Source organism: Moorena sp. SIO3I6 (assembly GCF_010672095.1).
This window is the reverse complement of the sequence record NZ_JAAHHU010000006.1, coordinates 49177-69324: the sequence shown is the minus strand read 5'-3', so window position 1 is coordinate 69324 and position 20148 is coordinate 49177. Positions and strand designations below refer to the sequence as shown.

The following is a 20148-nucleotide window of genomic DNA, read 5'->3' as shown; positions in this document are numbered from 1 at the left end:
AGCATTCAGCTTAAGCGCTACGCGCACGCTACTTGAGGTGCTATCAGCTATCAGTTATCAGTTATCAGCTTAAGCGCTACGGGCACGCTACTTGAGGTGCTAATGCGCTACAGATGGTGCTACTTGAGGTGCTTTTGAATCAAACAGGTAAGCATTGGTTTAATCTCTGTTACGTCAGCTGACCGCTGACGGCTGACCGCTGACCGCTGACGGCTGACCGCTGACGGCTGACCGCTGACGGCTGACCGCTGACGGCTGACGGCTGACGGCTGACCGCTGACCGCTGACCACTGACCGCTGACCACTGACGTCTATGCTTCCTTGGTGAAATCATCAAAACAGTAAGGGCAACAAATACCTTTGATATATTTAGGGGAATTGAGATCAGCTTGGGAAATTGGATTTCCACAACCGTAGCACATATGGTAGGTTCCAGCTTCCAACCTGTGCTTGAGAGCAATCCGTTGATCGAAGACAAAGCACTCCCCCTCCCATAAACTTTCGTCTTCTGGGACTTGTTCTAAATACTTGAGAATGCCACCTTTGAGATGATAGACCTGTTTAAAACCCTGACTCAACATAAAGGATGAGGCTTTTTCACAGCGAATACCCCCTGTACAAAACAGGGCTACTTTTTTATCTTTGGTGGAATCGAGGTGGTGGCGAACATAATCAGGGAATTGTCGGAATGAGTCAGTATGGGGATTTTGGGCACCTTTGAAGCTTCCGATATTTACTTCATAGGTATTGCGAGTATCAATCAGTACTACGTCTGGATCTGAAATTAGAGCATTCCAGTCCTGGGGTTTAACATAGGTACCTACCTGTTGATTGGGGTCAACCTCTGGCAAACCGATGGTAACAATTTCTTTCTTTAACCGGACTTTCAGGCGGTTGAATGGGGGGGAGTCGGTGTAGGATTCTTTATGCTGTAAGTCGGCCAGACGGGGATCGGAACGGAGGAACGCTAGGACTGAATCAATGGCTTGACGGGAGCCTGCGATGGTGCTGTTAATGCCTTCTGCTGCGAGGAGAATGGTTCCTGTGATGCCTTGAGCTTCACAATGGGCTAGCAAGGAGGGTCGTTTATCCGCAAAGTCTGGCAATTTGACAAATTTGTAAAATGTTGCAACTACCTGGGTCATGATCCGGTTAAGGGGTGAAAATAGTGCTGAGTTTTGAGTCCTGAGTCGGAAAGTGCCTCACTATTTACTATTCTGACGTATGGTAACACCCCGCACTAACCTGCTATGGTAATAGTACTGTTGCGATGTCTATAGGAAAATTTTTTGGCTATCTTGCTTGACTTTCCATTTGTATGTTGTATAATAACAAAAGTGCGGTTGATTAACTAAGCTTAATTTAGCTTAAGTTGTCTTTGCCTGGGGGTATAGCTCAGTTGGTAGAGCGCCTGCTTTGCAAGCAGGATGTCAGCGGTTCGAGTCCGCTTACCTCCACTAGTTAGATCTAATCGTAAATTGGTGACTAGGATGGCGTTGCTGAATCAAACGAATGGATCGGAGTAGAGTGGGCATCCTGCCCGCTCCAAAAAATCCCCGAACAGGCAAGATGCCTATTCCACAGGTGCGACCCGTCACGCTTCGCGATTGACCGTAGGTCACGCTAGGCGATCGCTTTTTTTGTATCTCGTTGACATGACTAATAACTAATAACCACTAACTCTTATGCCATTCAGAAATTGATTTCTAAAAAATAGACGATATAGTTCGCAGCTAGCTGTGGCTCGATTCCCCTGAATTCTGATCAAACCCAAGCTTTCCAATTTATAGGCAGTTAGTGCTTCTAATTCCACACTTTCTGTGGCCATGACTACTTCCTTAAAAGCAGCGACTAGGTCAGGATGGGGTAGCAAAGCGGCTAGATAGTAACGCAAATAGTTACTATAAATTCCAGTTTGAGTTGGGGCTTCCTCTAGTAATTGTTCTAAGCTAACATCCTGTTTAGTGAGATGATAAAGGGCAAGACGAATTAAACTGGGACAACGACCTACCATAGTCACTAAAGGAGCAAGACGTTTCATGGCTTGGTCACCTTTTGCCCAATCCAAACCATGACGCTGGGCTAAGTCTAGCACTTGCTCATTGGTAAATTCTGGGAGTTTAATGGCTAGGCCAACATTAAAGGGCGATTGATTAAGTTTTAGTGGCACATATACATCTGTAGCATGAGCTATCACCCATCTTACGTTTTGCCAAATTTCCAGTTCCCTAGCATCTTCATACCAAGAGCGTAGCAAAGACAGAAAATCCCTAGAAAGTTCTGGATACTCAAAAATTTGATTAACTTCATCTAAAGCAATAACAATTGGCCTATCGACTTGCTCTAGCAAATAGTCTTCAAAGTAAGTGGTACAACTCACCTTAGAGCCAATGTCAGAATCCCAATAGTGATCGAGTTGGAGGGATAAACCCAATTGCCGACTGACGTTGGCACAAAACCAACGTAAGAACTTATCCAGGTTGCTGAAAACTTGGGAGTCAGCTCGGTGTAAACTTAAACTAACAGTACGAAAGCCCTGTTTCTTGGCATAAGCCAAAATCCTTCGCACTAGGGAAGTCTTTCCTTTCTGTCTGGGGCCTTTAATATGAATGAGGCTACCTGGTTTGCTAACTTCTGCGTAGGTGAGCGCTTCAATGGGAGGACGTTCGATGTATAAATTGGAGTTTAGTGGTACCGGACCACTGGGAAAGTCTAGCTCTGGTACCAGAGCAGGGGATAGGGAATTCCCGACGCTGGTTTTTATCCTGTCCTGATAGCCATAAATCCCTAGAGAGGATAGCTGAGCTCGGGAGTACCGCCTCAAAACTGAGCGGACATTACTTTTGGTAACTTTTTGTTTGAGAGCCACAGACAGACGTTGCCAAAGTTTGAATCCTACATCTCTAATGTAACTATGCTCATACCCGCAGCTTTCCGCAATCTCAGCGTAAGTCTTCCCTTCCCAAACTTCACAGAAGACGGTCTCTTGAAGGTTACTGAAGGAGTAATCGGGCAAAATTGTGTCCAAAACAGCTAGGGCTTCGTCTGCCATCATTGATGAGGTTGAAAGCCAACACACCAAACACTAGTTTTACTTTGACATAGAATTGCCAAAATTTCCGTCCAATCAAGCAATTTTTTCCAATTTTTTACGAAAATTACCAGCAGATGGCCTAGTCAAATCTAGGTCAAATTACCGATTTTTTCAGGCAGACAATTTCGATAGGTCTTTTTTAAAATCAACTCAACGTTGTTTAAGTCTGGTATCCCAAGACGATTGAGTGATGAAAAAACCAGTTTTCGGAGCAGTTTCAGCCCTAGCATTCGCCGCATCTGTGCTGCCTATAGCCATCCCCAGTCTGGTGCCAGTAGCTCAGGCTCAAGCCGGTTTTGTGCCGAATGCTCCCTATGTTGCCAGTGCTGGAATTGCTGGAGCTGCAGGGGATAGGCATTTTATTACCGTTGCTGTGGCTGCCTTTCCCATTAATGCTCTTGTGATTGAGTGTACCAATCTCGCTGGTGTTCGCAAAGCAAAGGTTACTAATCAGTTTGGTGAGAGAGTGCCAGCAACCACAGCAGTTTCTAAGAGTGCTGAAGGTGGTACCGCTCTTACGGTGACCTTGAATGAACCTGTTAAACCAGGCAATGTTCTGCGCATTGTGATGGATGGGGTAGAACAAAATCGAGAAGGGGGAGCGATGCTTTATCGAGTGTCTGCCCTGACCGAAAATATATCCTATCCCTTTCCTGTCGGTACGGCAATGTTACTTGAGCCAGTCCTGAGTGACTAAATTCAATAGGGTTAAAGGTTGAATGTTGTTTGGTTAAAGGTTGAACGCGATCGCGTGGCCAATAGGCCAAGGTGGTTTGGTTAAAGGTTGAACGCGATCGCGTGGCCAATAGGCCAAGGTGGTTTGGTTAAAGGTTGAATGTTGTTTGGTTGAAGGTTGAATGTTGTTTGGTTGAAGGTTGAATGTTGTTTGGTTGAATGTTGAACGCGCACCCGTGGCCAATAGGCCAAGGTTGGTTGAACGCGATCGCGTGGCCAATAGGCCAAGGTTGTTCGCGAAGCGTGGCCAATAGGCCAAGGTTGAACGCGATCGCGTGGCCAATAGGCCAAGGTTGTTTGGTTAAAGGTTGAAGGTTGTTTGCTTGAAAGTTGAACGCGATCGCGTGGCCAATAGGCCAAGGTTGTTTGCTTAAAGATTGTTTGCTGATACCTTGCAGCATTAGTATTTTTATGATATAAACTGCGTCAATTCTTCTGACCTATGCCCTGTTCCTTGATCCGAAGTTCCTTGATCTGAAGTTCCCGAAGTTCTTTGTCTTTCGATATCCGAGCCAAGTACTCCAGGATTTTTTCAAAGGAGTTAAGCTAGCATCAACCAGATGGACAACTTAAAGGAGAAATTTTATATGGGAAGCGAAGGTAATCTGATCGAGGCAGCTTGGCAAGCCCTGGAAGATTCGATTATCTATTATCAAGGTCATCCCGTGGGCACAGTGGCGTCGAAAGACTCGGATATGGAAGCCCTGAATTATGACCAGTGCTTTACCCGGGATTTCGCGGTGTCGGCTATGGCATTGCTGATGAGGGGCAAGGGAGAAATTGTGCGCAATTTCCTGATCGAAACCCTAGGGCTTCAAAGCCGTGAAAAGCATATGGATTGCTTTAAGGCGGGTCTTGGATTGATGCCAGCGAGCTTTAAAGTGATACATAAGAAGGAACAGGAGTATTTAGGGGCGGATTTTGGGGAACATGCGATCGCACGAGTTGCTCCAGTAGATTCTGGCTTGTGGTGGCTGCTGGTGTTAAGGGCTTATGTCAAGGCAACTGGTGATCAAGCCCTTGCCCACCAGACACGGTTCCAACGGGGAATCAAATTAGTTCTAGATCTGTGTCTGACTAAGCGATTTGATCTGTTTCCCACGATGTTGGTGCCGGATGGTGCCTTCATGATTGACCGACGGATGGGAGTTGATGGGTATCCGTTGGATATTCAAGCCCTATTCTACACTGCGTTGCAGGCGGCGAGTGAGTTATTGTTGCCAGAGGATGATTATGTTCCTGTGGTCAAGGAGCGCTTGGGTCATCTGACTTATCATATTCGGAATTACTATTGGTTGAATTTAGACCGCCTCAAGGAAATCTATCGCTACGATGTGGAAGAGTTCGGTGAAGCCGCAATCAATAAGTTTAATGTCTATGCTGACACTATTCCAGATTGGCTAATGCAATGGTTGCCAGATTCAGGGGGATATTTTGTGGGTAACCTTGGACCAGGGCGGATGGATTTTCGCTTTTTTGCCCAAGGTAATTTAATGGCAATTATTACTTCCCTAGCTACTGAAGAACAATCCCAAGCCATTATGGACTTGATCGAGCAACGCTGGGAGGATTTAGTGGGAGAAATGCCCATGAAAGTTTGTTTTCCGGCTTTGGAAGGTCGCGATTGGCAAATTATCACAGGTTGTGATCCCAAAAATACTCCTTGGTCTTACCATAATGCGGGGAATTGGCCGTTCTTGTTGTGGGAATTAGCAGCAGCAGCACAAAAAACTGGCAAATCTGAACTGGCTCGTAAAGCCTTAACCATTGCTGCCCAATGCCTGCTTAAGGATAACTGGCCAGAGTACTATGATGGTAAAAATGGTCGCCTGATTGGCAAGAAAGCTAGGAAAGTTCAAACCTGGACAATTGCTGGCTTTTTAGCAGCACAACAGTTGATAGATAATCCGGATCATCTTAACTTAGTAAGTTTTGAGGACACTGCTGTGATGATTTGCTCTATGGATATTGCGGAAATCGTTGCTATGAACAAATAATCTTAAACTAATTTAAACTAATTTAAATTAACTTAAACTAATTTAAAATTGGTACTCGCCAAGTACCAATTTTAAACTAACAATTACCAAAATTACCAATGACATTAATCAAGGGTTGGGATGCTGCCCACAATCTCAAAACTACCCCCAGTTGGATCCGCAATTAGTATGGACGGCTGACCAGTTTATGGTCAACCGCCCGTTAGCAGATGCACCTGATGATAAAACGATTATCGCAGGCTACCCTTGGTTTGGGGATTGGGGGTCAGATACCATGATTAGTTTGCCAGCATTGACTCTCTCGACCGGTCCTCCTGACGTTGCTTGCACTATTCTTCCCACCTTTGCCCGTTATATAGATCAAGGGATGTTACCCAATCTCTTCCCAGATGTAGGAACGGAAGCAGAATACAACACCGTGGATGCTACGCTCTGGTATTTCGAGGCAATCCGTGCCTATTACGAAGCGACGCAAGATCAGAGGTTGATAGCGGAATTGTTTCCAATTCTAGAAGAGGTAATTGACTGGCATCGTCGGGGAACTCGCTACAGCATTCACTTGGATAACGATGGTTTAATTTATGCAGGGGAAGCGGGAGTCCAGCAAAGCCAACTAAGCGTCAACCAACTAATCTTAAACCTACCCTTCACCGAACGCCAAAGGCGAACAACTAACTAACCTTAAACCTTGGCCTGTCGGCCACGCTACGCGAACCACCAATTAAGCTTAAATAAAATAACCTTCAACCTTCAACTTTCAACTTTAAAAGCGATGCAGCTGGCCTGAGTTATGACTGAAGAATATCAAAGACTGGAAGAAGCTCGCAATCACATTATCCATTGGAAACGCTGGGGTCCTTACCTAAGTGAGCGACAGTGGGGAACAGTACGAGAAGACTATAGCCCGGATGGACAAGCGTGGGATTATTTTACCCATGACCAGGCGCGATCGCGTACTTACCGTTGGGGCGAAGATGGTATTTTGGGTATTTGTGATGATCAACAGTATTTGTGTTTTGCCCTAGCGCTATGGAACGGCAAAGACCCCATCCTTAAAGAACGGATTTATGGTTTAACGGGCACTGAAGGTAATCACGGGGAAGATGTTAAAGAGTATTATTTCTATCTAGATAGTACTCCTACCCACTCCTACATGAAGGGATTATACAAATATCCCCAAGCTGAGTTTCCCTATACTTGGCTAGTGCAGGAAAACCAACGTCGGGGACGGGAAGCACCAGAGTTTGAACTGCTCGATACAGGGATATTCCAGGAAAATCGTTACTATGATGTATTCCTAGAGTATGCCAAAGCCTCGGCGGAGCAAATTTTAATCCAAATTACTGCGATTAATCGAGGACCAGATCCTCAAACTCTCCATATCCTACCTACTCTCTGGTTCCGCAATACTTGGTCTTGGAATGCTAATTCTCCCAAGCCCTTAATCAAGGTTGCTAAATCTGATCACCAATTCAGTGTCCTGGAAGCCTCCCATCCCACATTGGGACAACGGTGGTTTTACTGTGAGGGTTCACCAGAATTATTAGTTACTGATAACGAAACCAATTATCAGCGCTTGTTTGGGGTAGAGAATCAGTCTGCCTATGTTAAAGATGGCATTAATAACTATGTGGTTCAGGGTGACAATAATGCCGTCAATCCTAGCAGAGTCGGCACAAAAGTGGCTCCCCATTACCGATTTACTATTGGTGCTGGGGAGACTCGGGTGATTAAGCTGTGGCTGAGTGATGCTCCCAATATCCCCCAACCCTTTGGCAGTGAGTTTTCAAGGATTATTGCCACCCGTCGCTCAGAAGCGGATCAGTTTTACCATGCGATCGCACCATCCGGACTTAATAATGATCAGCGTAATATTCAGCGTCAAGCCTTCGCAGGACTGTTGTGGAGTAAACAGTATTATTACTACAACGTAGAAACCTGGCTCAAGGGTGACCCCAATCAACCCCCACCTCCACCAGAACGTCTCAAAGTCAGGAATCACCAATGGAATCATCTCGACAATGCAGATATTCTTTCTATGCCAGATAAATGGGAATATCCCTGGTTTGCAGCCTGGGATTTGGCATTCCACTGCATCCCCTTAGCTGTCCGGCAAAAGAAGCCCCACATCTCAATGCGCAGCATGAGTGTGGGATGAATTTTGCACAGGGTCTTTTGGATCACGAAGACGAGCTATAAAACTTCATTGTATGTATTGATTACTGAGTCATTCCCCTCCGTTTTGCTTCTTGCTCCAATTGTCTTTTCTCGAAATCGGTAAGTCTAATTGTAATTTTTATTGTTTTCATTATGACTAGCGCTTTGACTAGCTGTATATTATACTAATAGTAGCTCGATGAGCTAGAGAACAAGTCAAATGAGAATCGCGTACCAGTACCGCTTAAAACCAACAAAGCAGCAAAAAGCCAAGATAGATCACTGGCTGTCAATGCTGTGTGCTCAATATAACTATTTGTTGGCCGATCGGTTTCGTTGGTACGAGGAAAATCGCTGTTCAATTAATGCTTGTCCTCTTGTCTGCCATCTTTCCGAATTAAGGGACAATCCAGATTACTACTCCCAGAAAAAGACTTTACCCAATCTCAAGAATACTCATCCTTGGTACAGGGACATACATTCCCAGGTGCTTCAGGATGTAGTCAAAAGAGTAAAGCACGCTTTTGATAGATTTGTTAAGGGGGATTGCAATGGGAAGCGGAGTGGTAAACCCAGGTTTAAGAAACAACACCGCTACCGCACCTTTACCTACCCCCAAATGAAAGAAGGTTGTTTGGATGGCAATCTTATCAACCTCCCTAAAATAGGTAAAATCAAGGTTTTACTACATCGCCCTATTCCTGATGGATTCAAAATAAAAACAGCTTCGATCACCAAAAAGTGTGATAGATATTATCTGGTATTGTCCCTAGAAGATAAAACTGTACCTGAAGTTAAACCTGACATTAATCCTGACTCAATAGTCGGTATTGATGTTGGTCTTAAGGAGTTTTTGACTACTTCGGAAGGAGAGACAATAGAAATTCCTCAGTATTACCGAAAATCTCAAAAAAGATTGAAGGTTATTCAGAAAAGGGTATCTCGACGTAAGAAGGGAGGCAGCAACAGACTCAAGGCTATCAAGCAACTTGGTAGACAGCACAAAAAAGTAGCGGATAAACGGAAAGACTTCCACTTTAAAACCGCCAATTATTTGCTGTCAAAATACGATGTAGTAGCTCACGAAAAGTTAAATGTAAAGGGACTGGCTAAGTCCCGATTGGCTAAGTCTGTATTGGATGCGGGTTGGTCAAGCTTTCTGACAATCCTGGCAAGCAAAGCCGAAAATGCTGGCTTGTTGGCGGTTCCGGTAAGTGCCCAAAACACCTCACAGAATTGCTCCAATTGTGGCAAAAAAGTTACCAAAAAGCTGCATACAAGGTGGCACGATTGTCCCCATTGTGGTTGCAGCCTCGATCGTGATCATAATGCAGCGATCAATATACGAAACAGAGCGGCAGGGCAGTCCGTTCTTAAAGCCCAGCGCCTCCTAAGCGATGGCCGGATTGGCTGGGAAGCCTACACGCTCACCCAACGGGTCAGTGTAGGAGCTGTCACCAATGATTGATCCAGATTTGGCTAAGAATCAACTTGACTTAATGACGCGGGAGTGGTATTTGCATCCCAATGGGCAAATTCCCGCCTATGAATGGAACTTTTCAGATGTCAATCCTCCCGTGCATGGGTGGGCAACCTGGCAAGTTTATCAGCTATAAAAACAGTTCCATGGAACAAGCGATCGCCAATTTTTAGAACGGGTCTTTCAAAAGCTTCTGCTTAACTTTACCTGGTGGGTTAACCGCAAAGATTTCGACGGCAACAATGTATTTGAAGGGGGGTTTTTAGGATTAGATAATATTGGAGTATTTGACCGCAGTTCAGAGCTTCCATTCGGCGGGTATATTGAGCAATCTGATGGCACCAGCTGGATGGGAATGTACTGTCTTAATATGCTCACTATTGCCCTAGAATTAGCGTGATAAAACCCTGTCTATGAAGACATTGCTACTAAGTTTTTTGAACACTTCCTCTACATTGCCGCTGCTATGAATAATATTGGGGAAGATGAGACGCAATTGTGGGATGAAGAGGATGGCTTTTTCTATGATGTGCTACACTTACCTAATCAGGAACAGTTGCGCCTGAAAGTACGCTCCATGGTAGGGTTAATTCCTCTGTTTGCCGTCACTACTATAGAACCAGAGACGCTCAATAAACTTCCGGGTTTTAAAAAACGATTGGAGTGGTTTATTCAACATCGCCCTGATCTCAAACGCAATGTTGCTTGTATGGAAACTAAGGGAGTAGGCGCAAAGCGGATGCTTGCTCTATGTTATATGACTCTTGGCAAAGTGGTAGAAAGTGATAAATTCCGCCGCATTCTGAGCAAGTTGTTGGATGAAAATGAGTTTTTAAGTGACTATGGTATCAGAGCTATTTCTAAGTTTCATAAGGATAATCCTTATCTATTTTATGTCAATGATAATGAACATCGTGTAGACTACGAACCTGCTGAATCTAGTAATGGGTTATTTGGGGGAAATTCTAACTGGCGTGGTCCGATTTGGATGCCCCTTAACTATCTCTTAATTGAATCCTTGCAAACCTTCCATTACTATTTAGGAGATACGTTTAAAGTGGAATGCCCTACAGGGTCAGGTAATCTGATGACCCTTGGGGAAGTCTCTGTAGAACTATCCCGGCGTCTGATTCGGATTTTCCATAAAAATCAATCCAGTCATCGTCCTCTTTATGGCAAAATTAAGGAATTTAAAACTGCTCCGAATTGGCACAATTTAATTCTGTTATATGAATATTTCCATGGCGATAGTGGCTTAGTAATTGGAACAAGTCACCAAAATGGTTGGACTGGATTAATTGCAAAACTGATCCAACAATGTGCTGACTATAGTGATTCTAAATGATTTATGGACAATACTTTTATTTAAGACCTCAGTGGTAGGGTGCGTTATTAACCTATCCTACAGGTATAGTTATTACCTAACTCTGGCTCAATTAAGTAGGTGGGCATAAATAAACGTTAAATTGTGCTACGGTGCTATAGTGCTATAAGATCTCATTGTCTAACTATGAAAACATTAAGTAACTTCATTTGTGTGGTAGTAATTTTTGTATTATTTTTGTTGACTTTCCCTCAAAGCAATCTCGCATCATCATCTTGTCCAGTAGAAGGCCAAACCATGTCTAAGGTTGAACTCTATTTTGGTTTAAACATCCCTGGTGGCGGAAAAGTGGAACCTCTAGTATGGCAAAAGTTCCTTGATAATGTAATAAGCCCTCGATTTCCAGATGGGCTAAGCATTGACAAAATATCAGGACAATGGCGAGATGCTAAAACAGACAAGACAATACAGGAGGAGTCCCGTATGGTGATGATCCTTTATAAGCGCTCTGCAAAGGCAGAGCAAGCTATTGAAGATATCCGTGCCGCCTATAAGTCACAATTCCAACAAGACTCAGTTATGCGTCTTGATGAGATAAACTGTGTCTCATTTTGAATCGATGGTACATCTGGACACGATATAATTCATTGAAACCAGGGTAAGCGCAAGAAAAAATTGCCCATAATGTGGATTGGGTGGATATCGGTTGATCGTGGCTCGAAACCCCTATAATCTAGTAGAACTGTACTCGCAATAGAATTAATTTGTTGAGAATGGCGCGGTTTTTTTATCAATAAGCCTAGGCTTATTGATTCTTGCGCTTACCCTGTCATTTAAACTTTGCTATTGTCAACGTCTATGTCAAGTTTCATTGCTAAAATAACAGATTGGTTGAATCGGATTCCAGGGCGTGGTTACTTATTGATCGCTATCCTAATTTTTGCAGCAGCGAATTCGGTCATTCGTAAGCTCACTGACCTGGGTGCAGATAATTTAATTGATGGTAACAATCCTATTTCCTTCTGTAATGTTTTGTTTGTTGGCAATCTCTGCGCGTTGCTAGCGTTGATTGCTATTTATGGACGACAGTGGAATTTTCGAGCCCTAAGACAACTCTCTGGAACAGATTGGTTAGGGTTACTGGGTGTCGCAGTTTTGTCAGGAGCACTGGCACCATCTCTGATATTTATCGCTCTTGAGCGCACTGCTGTTAATAATGTAGTGCTGATTGGACGCATTGAGCCTCCTCTGGCTTTGGCTTTGTCAGTTTTACTTCTCAAAGAACGGGTAAATCGTTGGGTGATAGCTGGTGCGATTATTTCATTTATTGGTGTCATCCTGACTATTTTGCTTCAGCCTCCGCAGGAAAACATGATTACTATGGCGGGAGGCTTTAGGATTGGTGTCGGTGAATTGATGGCAGCAGCAGGTGCGATCGCATTAGCAATTTCTACGATTATTAGTAAAGTGAAGCTGCGCCAAATCCCTCTGGGCATCTTTACGGTGTTCAGAACTGCTACAGGTACAGTCATTTTCTTTGTTGTGGTGATTAAGTTATTTGGAGTAGGTCACTTTATGAATGTTTTCTCACCCTTTGTCTGGCAATGGATGCTCCTCTATGGAGCTGTGATTGTAGTAGGGGGTCAACTCTGTTGGTTTAAGGGTTTGAAGACTACTACTGCATCCGATGTTTCTCTGGCCAGTTCGTTTAGTCCAGTAGCGGGCATTTTAGCAGCTTACTTGATTCTCTCAGAAGTACCAACAATAGCTCAATATATTGGTGGTGCTGTAATTATTTGTGGCATTGTGCTCAATCAAATTGGTATTGCTCGCAAACTTCATAAAACTGATACTGTAATTGTGGAAGAATCGATGAAAGAAATGGAAGTTGGGTTTAAGGGAGTATGAATGTAAGCATTCAGCTAATGCTTACGTATTAACATCTTTATGTTACTAGTTATAGAGATGTCACTATGGAGATGTCACTATGGAGATGTCAGCCAAATTTGCTGAAAGAGTTGCCGAGCGCTTGATTGCTGGGATATTAACGTTTCCTGATGGTCAAGCTTGGGTAATTGTAGTTATCTTAATTGTGATCTATGGTTTAATTGCTTTACCGATTGGTTTACGGAACGGTTTTCTGCAACTAGATCAGAACTTACTTACTATTGATAATTCCCCATTATCTCCTTTATTCAGGAAAACTGATCTAAATGCTGTTAATTTCAAAACCTCTTGGCATCTAGTGGGAAAGATTATGATAACTGCTCTGTTTACCCCAGCAATAGCTGAGGAGATATTTTTCCGGGTTTTATTATTACCTCATCCCTCAGAAAACCCTTCCTTAATTTCAATATACGCTTGGTCTACAGTAAGTTTATTCATTTTTGTTATCTATCATCCTCTGAATGCTATCACCTTCTATCCGGCGGCACGGGAAACATTTTTTAAACCTATTTTTCTATTCCTAGCTACACTTTTGGGAATTATTTGTACTATTGCTTATATTAAAAGTGGCTCCATCTGGACAGCTGTCGTCATTCACTGGTTGTTTGTTGTGATCTGGCTGATTGGCTTGGGTGGTAAAAGCAGACTTTTGTAACTTAAGCTATCAGCTAATGCGCTACGCGCACGCTACGCGAACAGCTATCAGCGCTTTTCATAACTATGAGGTACACAGGTTTTTTTCCCTATTCCCTATTCCCTGTTCCCTGTTCCCTATTCCCTTTGCTATCGCACTGACGCACTCAGGACTTAGATAATTTCATGAACACTGAACTATTTGCGATTATTGCCCTATTTATCCTTGGCTTTGGTTTAATTTCTGGGCGCATTGAGAAAAGTGTGATTACTCCACCGATGGCTTTTGTTATCTTTGGAATTTTATTGAGTCCGCCATTGTTGGGTTTATTGAATCTAGACGTAGAGCATGAGTTTGTTCGGATAATTGCTGAATTTACCTTGATTCTGGTTTTGTTCACTGATGCTTCTCGGATTAATCTTAAACTGTTGCGTCGAGAGTACAATTTACCAGTACGTCTGTTAGGTATTGGTCTACCGCTGACAATTATCCTAGGAACAATTTTGGCAGTACTGTTGCTTGGAGGTAGGTTATAATTCTGGGAAGCAGCGGCCTTGGCAACAATTCTGGCTCCCACTGATGCGGCTTTAGGACAAGCGGTGGTCAGCAGTCGGAGTGTTCCGATTTGTATTCGTCAATCCCTCAATGTTGAAAGTGGTTTGAATGATGGTATTTGTTTACCGATTCTATTAATTTTCCTCTCTTTAGCTGGAACAATGGAAGGGACGGGAACAGCAAGCTTTTGGTTTCGCTTTGCTGCTATGCAAGTGATTCTCGGACCAATCGTTGGGGTAGCAGTTGGCTATATTGGCGGTTGGTTGGTGTCAGAGAGTGCTCGCCGCAAGTGGATTACTCATAGTTTTGAAGATTTATCGGTATTAGGACTGTCGTTATTCGCTTATGCGATTGGCCGTAGGCCACGCCAAAGGCGATCGCAGAATTAGTGGGGGGCAATGGTTTTATTGCCGCCTTTTGTGCTGGCTTAACCCTAGGGAATACAGCTCCATCAATTTGTGATTGTTTATATGAGTTTGGAGAAGCAGAGGGACAGTTGCNAACTATAAATATGATTTGAATAGATAAGATTTCATCTTGTAACTGTATTAGTTTTACAGGTTTATCGTGAGCAATTTCGATACTATTTATATCAAGTTCAAATGAATCTGGTGTACAATAAGGGTATGAATGATTACATGTTGGCAATAGATCTAAATTTAAAATTTCATCTCTTATATTTTATTTTATCCATTCCTTAAGGGTGTTTTCAGTATCTCCCGCTAAAAAAACTTGTGTCAATTGTTTACAAAAAGCAATAGCAATTTTATTTTTATGCTCCTGATACTGAGCTAAAAAATCAGCTAACTTCTCAATACAGTCTATATACTCTGAATTACTTGCATAATCTTTCCAATCTTTATCAGTAGAGATAGCTAAAATTTTTTTATTGTGCTTTTCTGCCCATTTTTCCAATGAAACTAGAGCTAACGCATCTGGAAATTCTGCTTTCTTTTTTTGTGAAAATGGAGGTTTTTTTTCAAAATAATTAGTTAAAACTTTATCTAACGGATTCTAGTCATTGACATAAATTATCTGACTTCCAGTTTTGTCTAAAAAATTTTCAATTTTTTTATTTATTAAATCTTCATCGTTACTTTTGGGTAGTAGAGTTTCTTTTACCTGAAAAATTATTTCTTCGGATATCATTAAATCTTTTGAACAATCTTTCAGAGCTTTCTCAAGTTTTTGTTTGGTTTCATGTATCTTTTGTTTAAGATGTTCAGATATTTCATGTACCACAATTTCTGAGATTAAAATTTTTATTTGCGTATCTTTAAACTGATTTAACTTAGCAAGCATCCCTGATTTAAACTGATAATTATATTGACGAAAAATACAAGTATCAATAGTAATTGTGTCGTAGTTCATTGTTTGATAATTTTGTAAAACTAGTGATATTGCACTACCCATTAAGCTTAGGACATTAATACAAGCTCAGAAAGTGCGACCTGTGGCGAATTTAATTCTTAATAGGGAAAGCAATTCTTAATGGGGAAAGCGCACCTAAGCTGTCATTGTGGAGTTTTGCCTTTTGCTTTTTGCTTTGCCCGTAGCCCTATATTTTGTCGAGATCATACCAAATTAATCAGACAACAGTGACAAATTGTGTCTGACGATTATACTCGATTTCTGAAATGAATCGGAGCGGCGGGATTTGAACCCACGACCCCCACTACCCCAAAGTGGTGCGCTACCAAGCTGCGCTACGCCCCGGAAAACCTTATTTACTATACCACACTATTCGAGATCTGAACAACTACACTAAAAAACTTTCAGAGACTTAGCTGCTGCTAGCAACCCTGGAACCGCTGTTGCCACCCAGCTCCCCTCACAACAGCGTCCCTGATTCAAAATCAACCGTAGGGTATAAGCAGAAGGATAGCCCTCTACCTCCATCCATAGCCAATCGCTTTCTGCTTCACAAGTGATTTTCTCTTCATCCATCAACTCCCTTGCCATCTCACTCACCTAGAAAGATGAGTGGAAGGCTTAACTCCAATTGCTGACTACCACTCCTCCCTCAGGCAACAATAAATTGCACCTTGACCGTTTTATACCGGATTATCCCGATTAATGACGGTTTAAGAGTATCTCGAGTAGACAGTACTCAGTTTGGAGATAACTTCGGAATTTCTAAGGATATCAAGGATGACCTAAAGGGACGAGGGGCAATCTTTTTTGAGGAGTCTCCGAGTCTACGTTCTGGAATTCTTGTCTGTTCCTGACCAAGCCATGGGCAGCGCTATACCAAATACTAATTACGACTTAGCCCTCTCAGGGATTGTCCTTGCAGGAGGGCTAAGCTCTCGTATGGGTAGGGATAAAGCCTTGATTCTGGTTGAGGGTGTCCCGTTACTGCGCAGAGTTTCTGATGTTGCCCTCAGCTGTATTGCTCAAGTCTCTGGTCAAGTCTCTGGTCAAGTCTATATCGTCACTCCCTGGCCAGAACGATACGTGGATATCTTACCTGAGACTTGTCGTGTCATTCGGGAAGTGCCGTTACCAGAAGAGACCACACCTCATGGTCCTTTGGTAGGATTTGCTCAAGGATTAGCTCATGTTGAAACAGATTGGGTACTGTTACTGGCTTGTGATTTACCCCAATTAAGAGCAGAGGTTGTGCAAGGTTGGCTCAAGCAGTTGGAGCAGACTCGGGAAAATGCGATTGACCAAAGGTCACGCTACGCGATAGCACTATTGCCAAGGAACCCCAAGGGCTGGGAACCCCTGTGCGGTTTTTACCGACGCCAGTGTCTACCGAGTCTCACTGAGTTTATCAATCAAGGGGGACGGTCATTTCAGCGTTGGTTGGCCCAGCATCCAGTACAGGAGTTGCTAGTCAGTGACACTAGGCTATTTTTTAACTGCAATACCCCTGGTGACCTAGAACAGTTGGAAATACAGAATTAAGGGGTGCTGATAACGCCCGAAGTTACTAGAAATTCCTAGTTGTTTTATAGCAATTCTGATTTGGGTGAGGTACAGAGTCCTGGGTTTTAGGGAGCAGGGAGCAGGGAGTAGGGAGCAGGTAAGAGGGAATAGGTAAAAAAATCTGTTTACCTCATAGCTATCACAAACGCCACACATAACTATTTTTGATAAGCTGGTGACAGGATTCGAACCCGCGACCAGCTGATTACAAATCAGCTGCTCTACCAACTGAGCTACACCAGCAATCTTTTTAACTATAACACTAAGTATAACACTTGTCAAAGCTTCCCGTCTGATCATCCATCACCCCTCATCTCCCCATCTCCCCATCTCCCCATCTCCCCACACTTCCCACACTTCCCACCCTCCCTGCGCCCGGCTCCCTTAATTATGGGTATTCAACCAGACTTGATATTAGGGGGAAAGCTACCTATCGATTGGGTGTGCAGAAAGCTTTCCATTACAATTTATGGAATAACATATAGTTTCTTTTTATTTGTGTTAATTTATGTTTATTTGGGTAAAAACCTAGAGTAAAAATTATTGTTAATCATATGGCTAAAGTAACCGTAACCCTCTATATGGAAGAAAAAGACAAAGAAGCGCTTCAACGATTGGCAGATGCCGAGGAGCGCTCCTTGTCCCAAATGGCAGTACTAATTCTCAAACGAGCGATTAAAAAAGCTCAGCAGGCAGGAGACATACCACCCAAAGACTAATAACTGATGGGTTGACAAGCTACCTTGTTAGCCTTACTGGGTTTAGGGTGTAGGGTTTAGGGTGTAGGGTTTAGGGTGTAGGGTTTAGGGTGTAGGGAAAACTTTTTTTGGAACTAAGGCAATCATTGTCTTAATGCACTTGCTCATGGGGATTTCCCTCAAGACCGTAATGGTGCGTTTTCCGTAGGCGAATTAAATTCGCCACGGGTCGCACCTCTGCATCGCTTCTGGATTTATGTGTACAGCTACCCGGTCACCCCACACCTCACAGGGGTAGGTTTTTTACATTTGGGTCGGGAGTCGGGAATCGGGAGTCGGGAATCGGGAGTCGGGAATCGGGAAAAGCGGGAAATGGGGAGAATTATCCCGGAAACTATTGTGTATTTTGATACATATTTTGAGGAATTTATACGTAATCAAAGTACCTACTCGCCCCTTTCTAAAAAACCTACCCTTATGAGTCACCCCACACCCGGTCACCCCCTCAGTTCCTGTGCTCTATCCTTGAGGCTACTAAACTTCGTAATCCACTGCGATGATGTCTCCTAGGATAGGTTTGATATACTTCTCGATTACTGCCTGGTGGACTGGGTGATCGGCATAGGTACTCAGAGCGTCGCAATCGAGAAGTTGCACTCTCAAAGCATGCTGAAATCCCTGAGACCTGAGGGGGGAAAAGTTCTCTCCACAGGAAAGTTCTACAATCCCAGGAATTTGGTCTTTCAGGGCCAGGATTCCATTTATAGCCAATGCGATCGCATCCGGTGAAGCGTCTTCTTTCCACTTGAACAAAACAATATGCTCGATCATCTTTACTAACAAGTTGCTAAATTCCCATTACCACAGGCCAGGTGCTAAACACAAAAACAATTACTGTACTTAGAGCCAGCAAGCCTTCAATTAAATTGCCAATTAGCGACCCTCTCGCCCCAAACTGTTCTAAATTACCTTTAATCATTCCACAATTAGCTCACACCCTCAATATCAATGGTTTTCTGATCTGCCTCAATAAGTACCTGCTGCATAATGGGCGAAAGGTTTTCATTGAGCCGTCCAGAACGAATAAATTCGGCGTAGGTATCGGCTTCAATATCTAACATGGTTTCTTGAAGTTGCTCAAGGTCAAGGGTTTGGAGTTGAGGGTTGTTACTCCGTAACTCCTCAATTTCATCGTTAATCGTTGTCAGTTGGGTATCGATAAGTTTGGTTTGATAGCGCCACAGGTCGGAATCGATTTCTGTGGTCTTTAAGCCCTCCTCAAGATAATTTCTGACCCGATTCAGGGCGATGCGACGGGCAAGAACTTCCGAATATTGCTGACGTAGGGGTTGGTCACCAATTAAATTTAACTTTTCGAGAAACCATCGGGTGGTTAACCCCTGGACTAGCAGGGTAAACAGTACCACGCCAAACACAGTTTCGATAATATCTTGCCGTCCTTCTAACACAACTGGCACACTTAAGGCCAGAGCAATGGAAACCGAACCTCGCAAGCCACCCCACCATAGGACAGTTTGTTCCCGCCAACCAATTTGAGAGTTGACCAAGATATTGCTGAATGCGCCCAAACCATAAATTGCGATCGCTCTCGTCAGTAGTACAGCCAAGATAGTAACCGCAATTAAGTGGATATTTTGGCCTAAACTAGCTATCTTTATTTGATCACCAATCAGTAGAAAGACAATCGAGTTCACAAAAAAGGCTAAAAAGTCCCAAAACTCAGACACAATCAACCGGGTACGGGGGTTCATACCAATCCGGGAGCCAAAATTGCCCAAGATCACCCCAACGGTGACTACCCCAATCACACCGGATCCCCCTAGTTCCTCCACAATTAAATAAGTGCCATAAGCAGAAACCAAGGTCAGGGATTGCTCCACCAGGGGTAAATCAAAGCGTTGGGTGGCGTAGGAAATCCCAAAACCAATGATGCAACCGATGCCAATCCCAATCCCCACAAACCCTAAGAAACGGGCAACACTAGTGGCAATGGAAAATTCTTCTAGTCCTAGGGGTAGTCCGACTAATAAACTAAAAGCAACCACTGCTACCCCATCATTAAATAGGCTTTCCCCCTCCATCAGAGTTTTCAGCCGTTTATCCGCACCCAATTCCCGAAATAGAGCAATAACCGAAACTGGGTCAGTTGCAGAAAGACTAGCTCCAACCAATAAAGCAATGGTCAGGGGTAGTCCTGTCAGCTGATTGATAGCAAAGGCAATGCCAACTACGGAAATAATTACCCCAGCGATCGCAAATAGACTCACCGGTACCAAATCCCGTCGTAAGTCCCGCCAGCGGATATTCCAAGCGGCTTCAAAGAGTAGGGGGGGTAGGAAAATTTCCAGAATCAGTTCTGGTGATAAGTTAACCAGTCGGACATCCACAAAAGCCAACCCTAACCCGACAATTACCAGTAATAGGGTGTAAGGAATTTTACGGAACCAGGAAAAAATCCTAGATAGGGTTGCCACACTCAAAGACACCGACAGCACTAGGAGAAACTGTTCAAGGTTTTGCTTAATGACGACTTCGCCAACAGTGGACTCTAGGGACATACAGAAACTCCAAG

Annotated in this window: 21 protein-coding genes, 3 tRNA genes and 4 pseudogenes; 16 read left to right on the top strand and 12 right to left on the bottom strand. The window is 43.5% G+C overall.

The genetic code is table 11. From position 1 onward, the window contains the following. Positions 1 to 119: 119 nt before the first annotated feature. On the bottom strand, positions 120 to 305 hold the full coding sequence (locus tag F6K49_RS04675; RefSeq protein WP_293081119.1) for a hypothetical protein: 186 nt from the start codon (positions 303 to 305) through the stop codon (positions 120 to 122). 6 nt (positions 306 to 311) lie between these two features. Next, a complete protein-coding gene (locus F6K49_RS04670) occupies positions 312 to 1145 on the bottom strand; it encodes a rhodanese-related sulfurtransferase (RefSeq protein ID WP_293081116.1) in 834 nt (277 codons plus the stop codon). Between the two features lie 239 nt (positions 1146 to 1384). Here F6K49_RS04670 and F6K49_RS04665 point away from each other — a divergent pair. Further along, positions 1385 to 1457 (top strand) — tRNA-Ala (locus F6K49_RS04665). A gap of 209 nt (positions 1458 to 1666) precedes the next feature. Here the strand turns inward: F6K49_RS04665 and F6K49_RS04660 are convergent. After that, positions 1667 to 3055, bottom strand: coding sequence for an AAA-like domain-containing protein (locus F6K49_RS04660; RefSeq protein ID WP_293066361.1), 1389 nt, complete (start codon positions 3053 to 3055; stop codon positions 1667 to 1669). A gap of 229 nt (positions 3056 to 3284) precedes the next feature. On the opposite strand from F6K49_RS04660, the gene F6K49_RS04655 reads away from it, so the two are divergent. Beyond that, entirely contained in the window at positions 3285 to 3791 is a 507-nt protein-coding gene (locus F6K49_RS04655; RefSeq protein ID WP_293066364.1) for a DUF2808 domain-containing protein, read from the top strand. An 80-nt stretch (positions 3792 to 3871) separates the two neighbouring features. Here the strand turns inward: F6K49_RS04655 and F6K49_RS04650 are convergent, their stop codons facing one another. Next, on the bottom strand, positions 3872 to 4189 hold the full coding sequence (locus tag F6K49_RS04650) for a hypothetical protein (protein WP_293019370.1): 318 nt from the start codon (positions 4187 to 4189) through the stop codon (positions 3872 to 3874). Positions 4190 to 4416: 227 nt separating this feature from the next. Between F6K49_RS04650 and F6K49_RS04645 the strand changes: the two genes are divergently transcribed. The 11 genes and pseudogenes from F6K49_RS04645 (at position 4417) to F6K49_RS04595 (ending at position 14312) form a co-directional block, all read left to right on the top strand. Beyond that, entirely contained in the window at positions 4417 to 5826 is a 1410-nt protein-coding gene (locus F6K49_RS04645; protein ID WP_293019368.1) for a glycoside hydrolase 100 family protein, read from the top strand. A 160-nt stretch (positions 5827 to 5986) separates the two neighbouring features. Next, positions 5987 to 6430, top strand: a pseudogene (locus tag F6K49_RS04640) (amylo-alpha-1,6-glucosidase); the annotation flags it as partial. A 186-nt stretch (positions 6431 to 6616) separates the two neighbouring features. Continuing rightward, on the top strand, positions 6617 to 7984 hold the full coding sequence (locus F6K49_RS04635) for a hypothetical protein (RefSeq protein ID WP_293094593.1): 1368 nt from the start codon (positions 6617 to 6619) through the stop codon (positions 7982 to 7984). 219 nt (positions 7985 to 8203) lie between these two features. Then, entirely contained in the window at positions 8204 to 9451 is a 1248-nt protein-coding gene (locus tag F6K49_RS04630) for a transposase (RefSeq protein WP_293094589.1), read from the top strand. Continuing rightward, the gene (locus F6K49_RS04625) at positions 9444 to 9599 is read left to right on the top strand and encodes a hypothetical protein (protein ID WP_293083481.1); all 156 of its coding nucleotides are present in this window, start codon (positions 9444 to 9446) and stop codon (positions 9597 to 9599) included. The genes F6K49_RS04630 and F6K49_RS04625 overlap by 8 nt, the downstream gene beginning before the upstream one ends. A gap of 330 nt (positions 9600 to 9929) precedes the next feature. Further along, entirely contained in the window at positions 9930 to 10808 is an 879-nt protein-coding gene (locus F6K49_RS04620; protein ID WP_293083478.1) for a hypothetical protein, read from the top strand. Positions 10809 to 10973: 165 nt separating this feature from the next. Then, positions 10974 to 11402, top strand: a complete 429-nt coding sequence (locus F6K49_RS04615; protein ID WP_083305243.1) for a DUF3574 domain-containing protein — start codon at positions 10974 to 10976, stop codon at positions 11400 to 11402. A gap of 243 nt (positions 11403 to 11645) precedes the next feature. Further along, on the top strand, positions 11646 to 12695 hold the full coding sequence (locus F6K49_RS04610; protein WP_293072002.1) for a DMT family transporter: 1050 nt from the start codon (positions 11646 to 11648) through the stop codon (positions 12693 to 12695). A 79-nt stretch (positions 12696 to 12774) separates the two neighbouring features. After that, entirely contained in the window at positions 12775 to 13389 is a 615-nt protein-coding gene (locus F6K49_RS04605; RefSeq protein WP_293072003.1) for a CPBP family glutamic-type intramembrane protease, read from the top strand. Positions 13390 to 13405: 16 nt separating this feature from the next. Next, entirely contained in the window at positions 13406 to 13549 is a 144-nt protein-coding gene (locus F6K49_RS04600; RefSeq protein ID WP_293072004.1) for a hypothetical protein, read from the top strand. 4 nt (positions 13550 to 13553) lie between these two features. Further along, a pseudogene (locus tag F6K49_RS04595) lies at positions 13554 to 14312 on the top strand (cation:proton antiporter). A gap of 292 nt (positions 14313 to 14604) precedes the next feature. On the opposite strand, the pseudogene F6K49_RS04590 reads toward F6K49_RS04595, so the two are convergent. The 3 genes and pseudogenes from F6K49_RS04590 to F6K49_RS04580 form a co-directional block, all read right to left on the bottom strand. Then, positions 14605 to 15294 (bottom strand): annotated as a pseudogene (locus F6K49_RS04590) (PIN domain-containing protein). Positions 15295 to 15565: 271 nt separating this feature from the next. After that, positions 15566 to 15639, bottom strand: a tRNA-Pro gene (locus F6K49_RS04585). 48 nt (positions 15640 to 15687) lie between these two features. Then, a pseudogene (locus F6K49_RS04580) lies at positions 15688 to 15894 on the bottom strand (DUF1818 family protein); the annotation flags it as partial. 74 nt (positions 15895 to 15968) lie between these two features. Here F6K49_RS04580 and F6K49_RS04575 point away from each other — a divergent pair. After that, the gene (locus F6K49_RS04575) at positions 15969 to 16151 is read left to right on the top strand and encodes a hypothetical protein (RefSeq protein ID WP_293070602.1); all 183 of its coding nucleotides are present in this window, start codon (positions 15969 to 15971) and stop codon (positions 16149 to 16151) included. 7 nt (positions 16152 to 16158) lie between these two features. Then, positions 16159 to 16836 (top strand): molybdenum cofactor guanylyltransferase, encoded by a 678-nt coding sequence (locus F6K49_RS04570; protein ID WP_293070605.1) that lies wholly within the window; start codon positions 16159 to 16161, stop codon positions 16834 to 16836. Here F6K49_RS04570 and F6K49_RS04565 read toward each other — a convergent pair. Both F6K49_RS04565 and F6K49_RS04560 read right to left on the bottom strand, forming a co-directional pair. Continuing rightward, positions 16810 to 17013 carry a hypothetical protein gene (locus F6K49_RS04565; RefSeq protein WP_293070600.1) on the bottom strand — a complete coding sequence of 68 codons (204 nt, stop codon included), beginning with the start codon at positions 17011 to 17013 and terminating at the stop codon, positions 16810 to 16812. The two genes, F6K49_RS04570 and F6K49_RS04565, sit on opposite strands and share 27 nt — an antisense overlap. Before the next feature lie 14 nt (positions 17014 to 17027). Beyond that, positions 17028 to 17100: transfer RNA gene (locus F6K49_RS04560), tRNA-Thr, on the bottom strand. Between the two features lie 311 nt (positions 17101 to 17411). Between F6K49_RS04560 and F6K49_RS04555 the strand changes: the two genes are divergently transcribed. Continuing rightward, positions 17412 to 17576 (top strand): ribbon-helix-helix protein, CopG family, encoded by a 165-nt coding sequence (locus F6K49_RS04555; RefSeq protein WP_083373549.1) that lies wholly within the window; start codon positions 17412 to 17414, stop codon positions 17574 to 17576. 282 nt (positions 17577 to 17858) lie between these two features. On the opposite strand, the gene F6K49_RS04550 is transcribed toward F6K49_RS04555, so the two are convergent. The 3 genes from F6K49_RS04550 to F6K49_RS04540 form a co-directional block, all read right to left on the bottom strand. Then, positions 17859 to 17996 carry a hypothetical protein gene (locus tag F6K49_RS04550; protein ID WP_293025937.1) on the bottom strand — a complete coding sequence of 46 codons (138 nt, stop codon included), beginning with the start codon at positions 17994 to 17996 and terminating at the stop codon, positions 17859 to 17861. 93 nt (positions 17997 to 18089) lie between these two features. Further along, positions 18090 to 18386, bottom strand: coding sequence for a Dabb family protein (locus tag F6K49_RS04545; protein WP_293025939.1), 297 nt, complete (start codon positions 18384 to 18386; stop codon positions 18090 to 18092). A 155-nt stretch (positions 18387 to 18541) separates the two neighbouring features. Next, complete coding sequence (locus F6K49_RS04540; RefSeq protein ID WP_293025941.1) at positions 18542 to 20134, bottom strand: Na+/H+ antiporter; 1593 nt, start codon at positions 20132 to 20134, stop codon at positions 18542 to 18544. Between the last annotated feature and the right edge of the window lie 14 nt (positions 20135 to 20148).

Bases quoted from the DNA above. Each gene is read 5' to 3' on its own strand.
- F6K49_RS04670 (WP_293081116.1), bottom strand. From the start codon at position 1,145: ATGACCCAGGTAGTTGCAACATTTTACAAATTTGTCAAATTGCCAGAC.
- F6K49_RS04660 (WP_293066361.1), bottom strand. From the start codon at position 3,055: ATGATGGCAGACGAAGCCCTAGCTGTTTTGGACACAATTTTGCCCGAT.
- F6K49_RS04655 (WP_293066364.1), top strand. From the start codon at position 3,285: ATGAAAAAACCAGTTTTCGGAGCAGTTTCAGCCCTAGCATTCGCCGCA.
- F6K49_RS04645 (WP_293019368.1), top strand. From the start codon at position 4,417: ATGGGAAGCGAAGGTAATCTGATCGAGGCAGCTTGGCAAGCCCTGGAA.
- F6K49_RS04635 (WP_293094593.1), top strand. From the start codon at position 6,617: ATGACTGAAGAATATCAAAGACTGGAAGAAGCTCGCAATCACATTATC.
- F6K49_RS04630 (WP_293094589.1), top strand. From the start codon at position 8,204: ATGAGAATCGCGTACCAGTACCGCTTAAAACCAACAAAGCAGCAAAAA.
- F6K49_RS04625 (WP_293083481.1), top strand. From the start codon at position 9,444: ATGATTGATCCAGATTTGGCTAAGAATCAACTTGACTTAATGACGCGG.
- F6K49_RS04620 (WP_293083478.1), top strand. From the start codon at position 9,930: ATGAATAATATTGGGGAAGATGAGACGCAATTGTGGGATGAAGAGGAT.
- F6K49_RS04615 (WP_083305243.1), top strand. From the start codon at position 10,974: ATGAAAACATTAAGTAACTTCATTTGTGTGGTAGTAATTTTTGTATTA.
- F6K49_RS04610 (WP_293072002.1), top strand. From the start codon at position 11,646: ATGTCAAGTTTCATTGCTAAAATAACAGATTGGTTGAATCGGATTCCA.
- F6K49_RS04605 (WP_293072003.1), top strand. From the start codon at position 12,775: ATGGAGATGTCAGCCAAATTTGCTGAAAGAGTTGCCGAGCGCTTGATT.
- F6K49_RS04600 (WP_293072004.1), top strand. From the start codon at position 13,406: ATGCGCTACGCGCACGCTACGCGAACAGCTATCAGCGCTTTTCATAAC.
- F6K49_RS04570 (WP_293070605.1), top strand. From the start codon at position 16,159: ATGGGCAGCGCTATACCAAATACTAATTACGACTTAGCCCTCTCAGGG.
- F6K49_RS04565 (WP_293070600.1), bottom strand. From the start codon at position 17,013: ATGTGTGGCGTTTGTGATAGCTATGAGGTAAACAGATTTTTTTACCTA.
- F6K49_RS04555 (WP_083373549.1), top strand. From the start codon at position 17,412: ATGGCTAAAGTAACCGTAACCCTCTATATGGAAGAAAAAGACAAAGAA.
- F6K49_RS04545 (WP_293025939.1), bottom strand. From the start codon at position 18,386: ATGATCGAGCATATTGTTTTGTTCAAGTGGAAAGAAGACGCTTCACCG.
- F6K49_RS04540 (WP_293025941.1), bottom strand. From the start codon at position 20,134: ATGTCCCTAGAGTCCACTGTTGGCGAAGTCGTCATTAAGCAAAACCTT.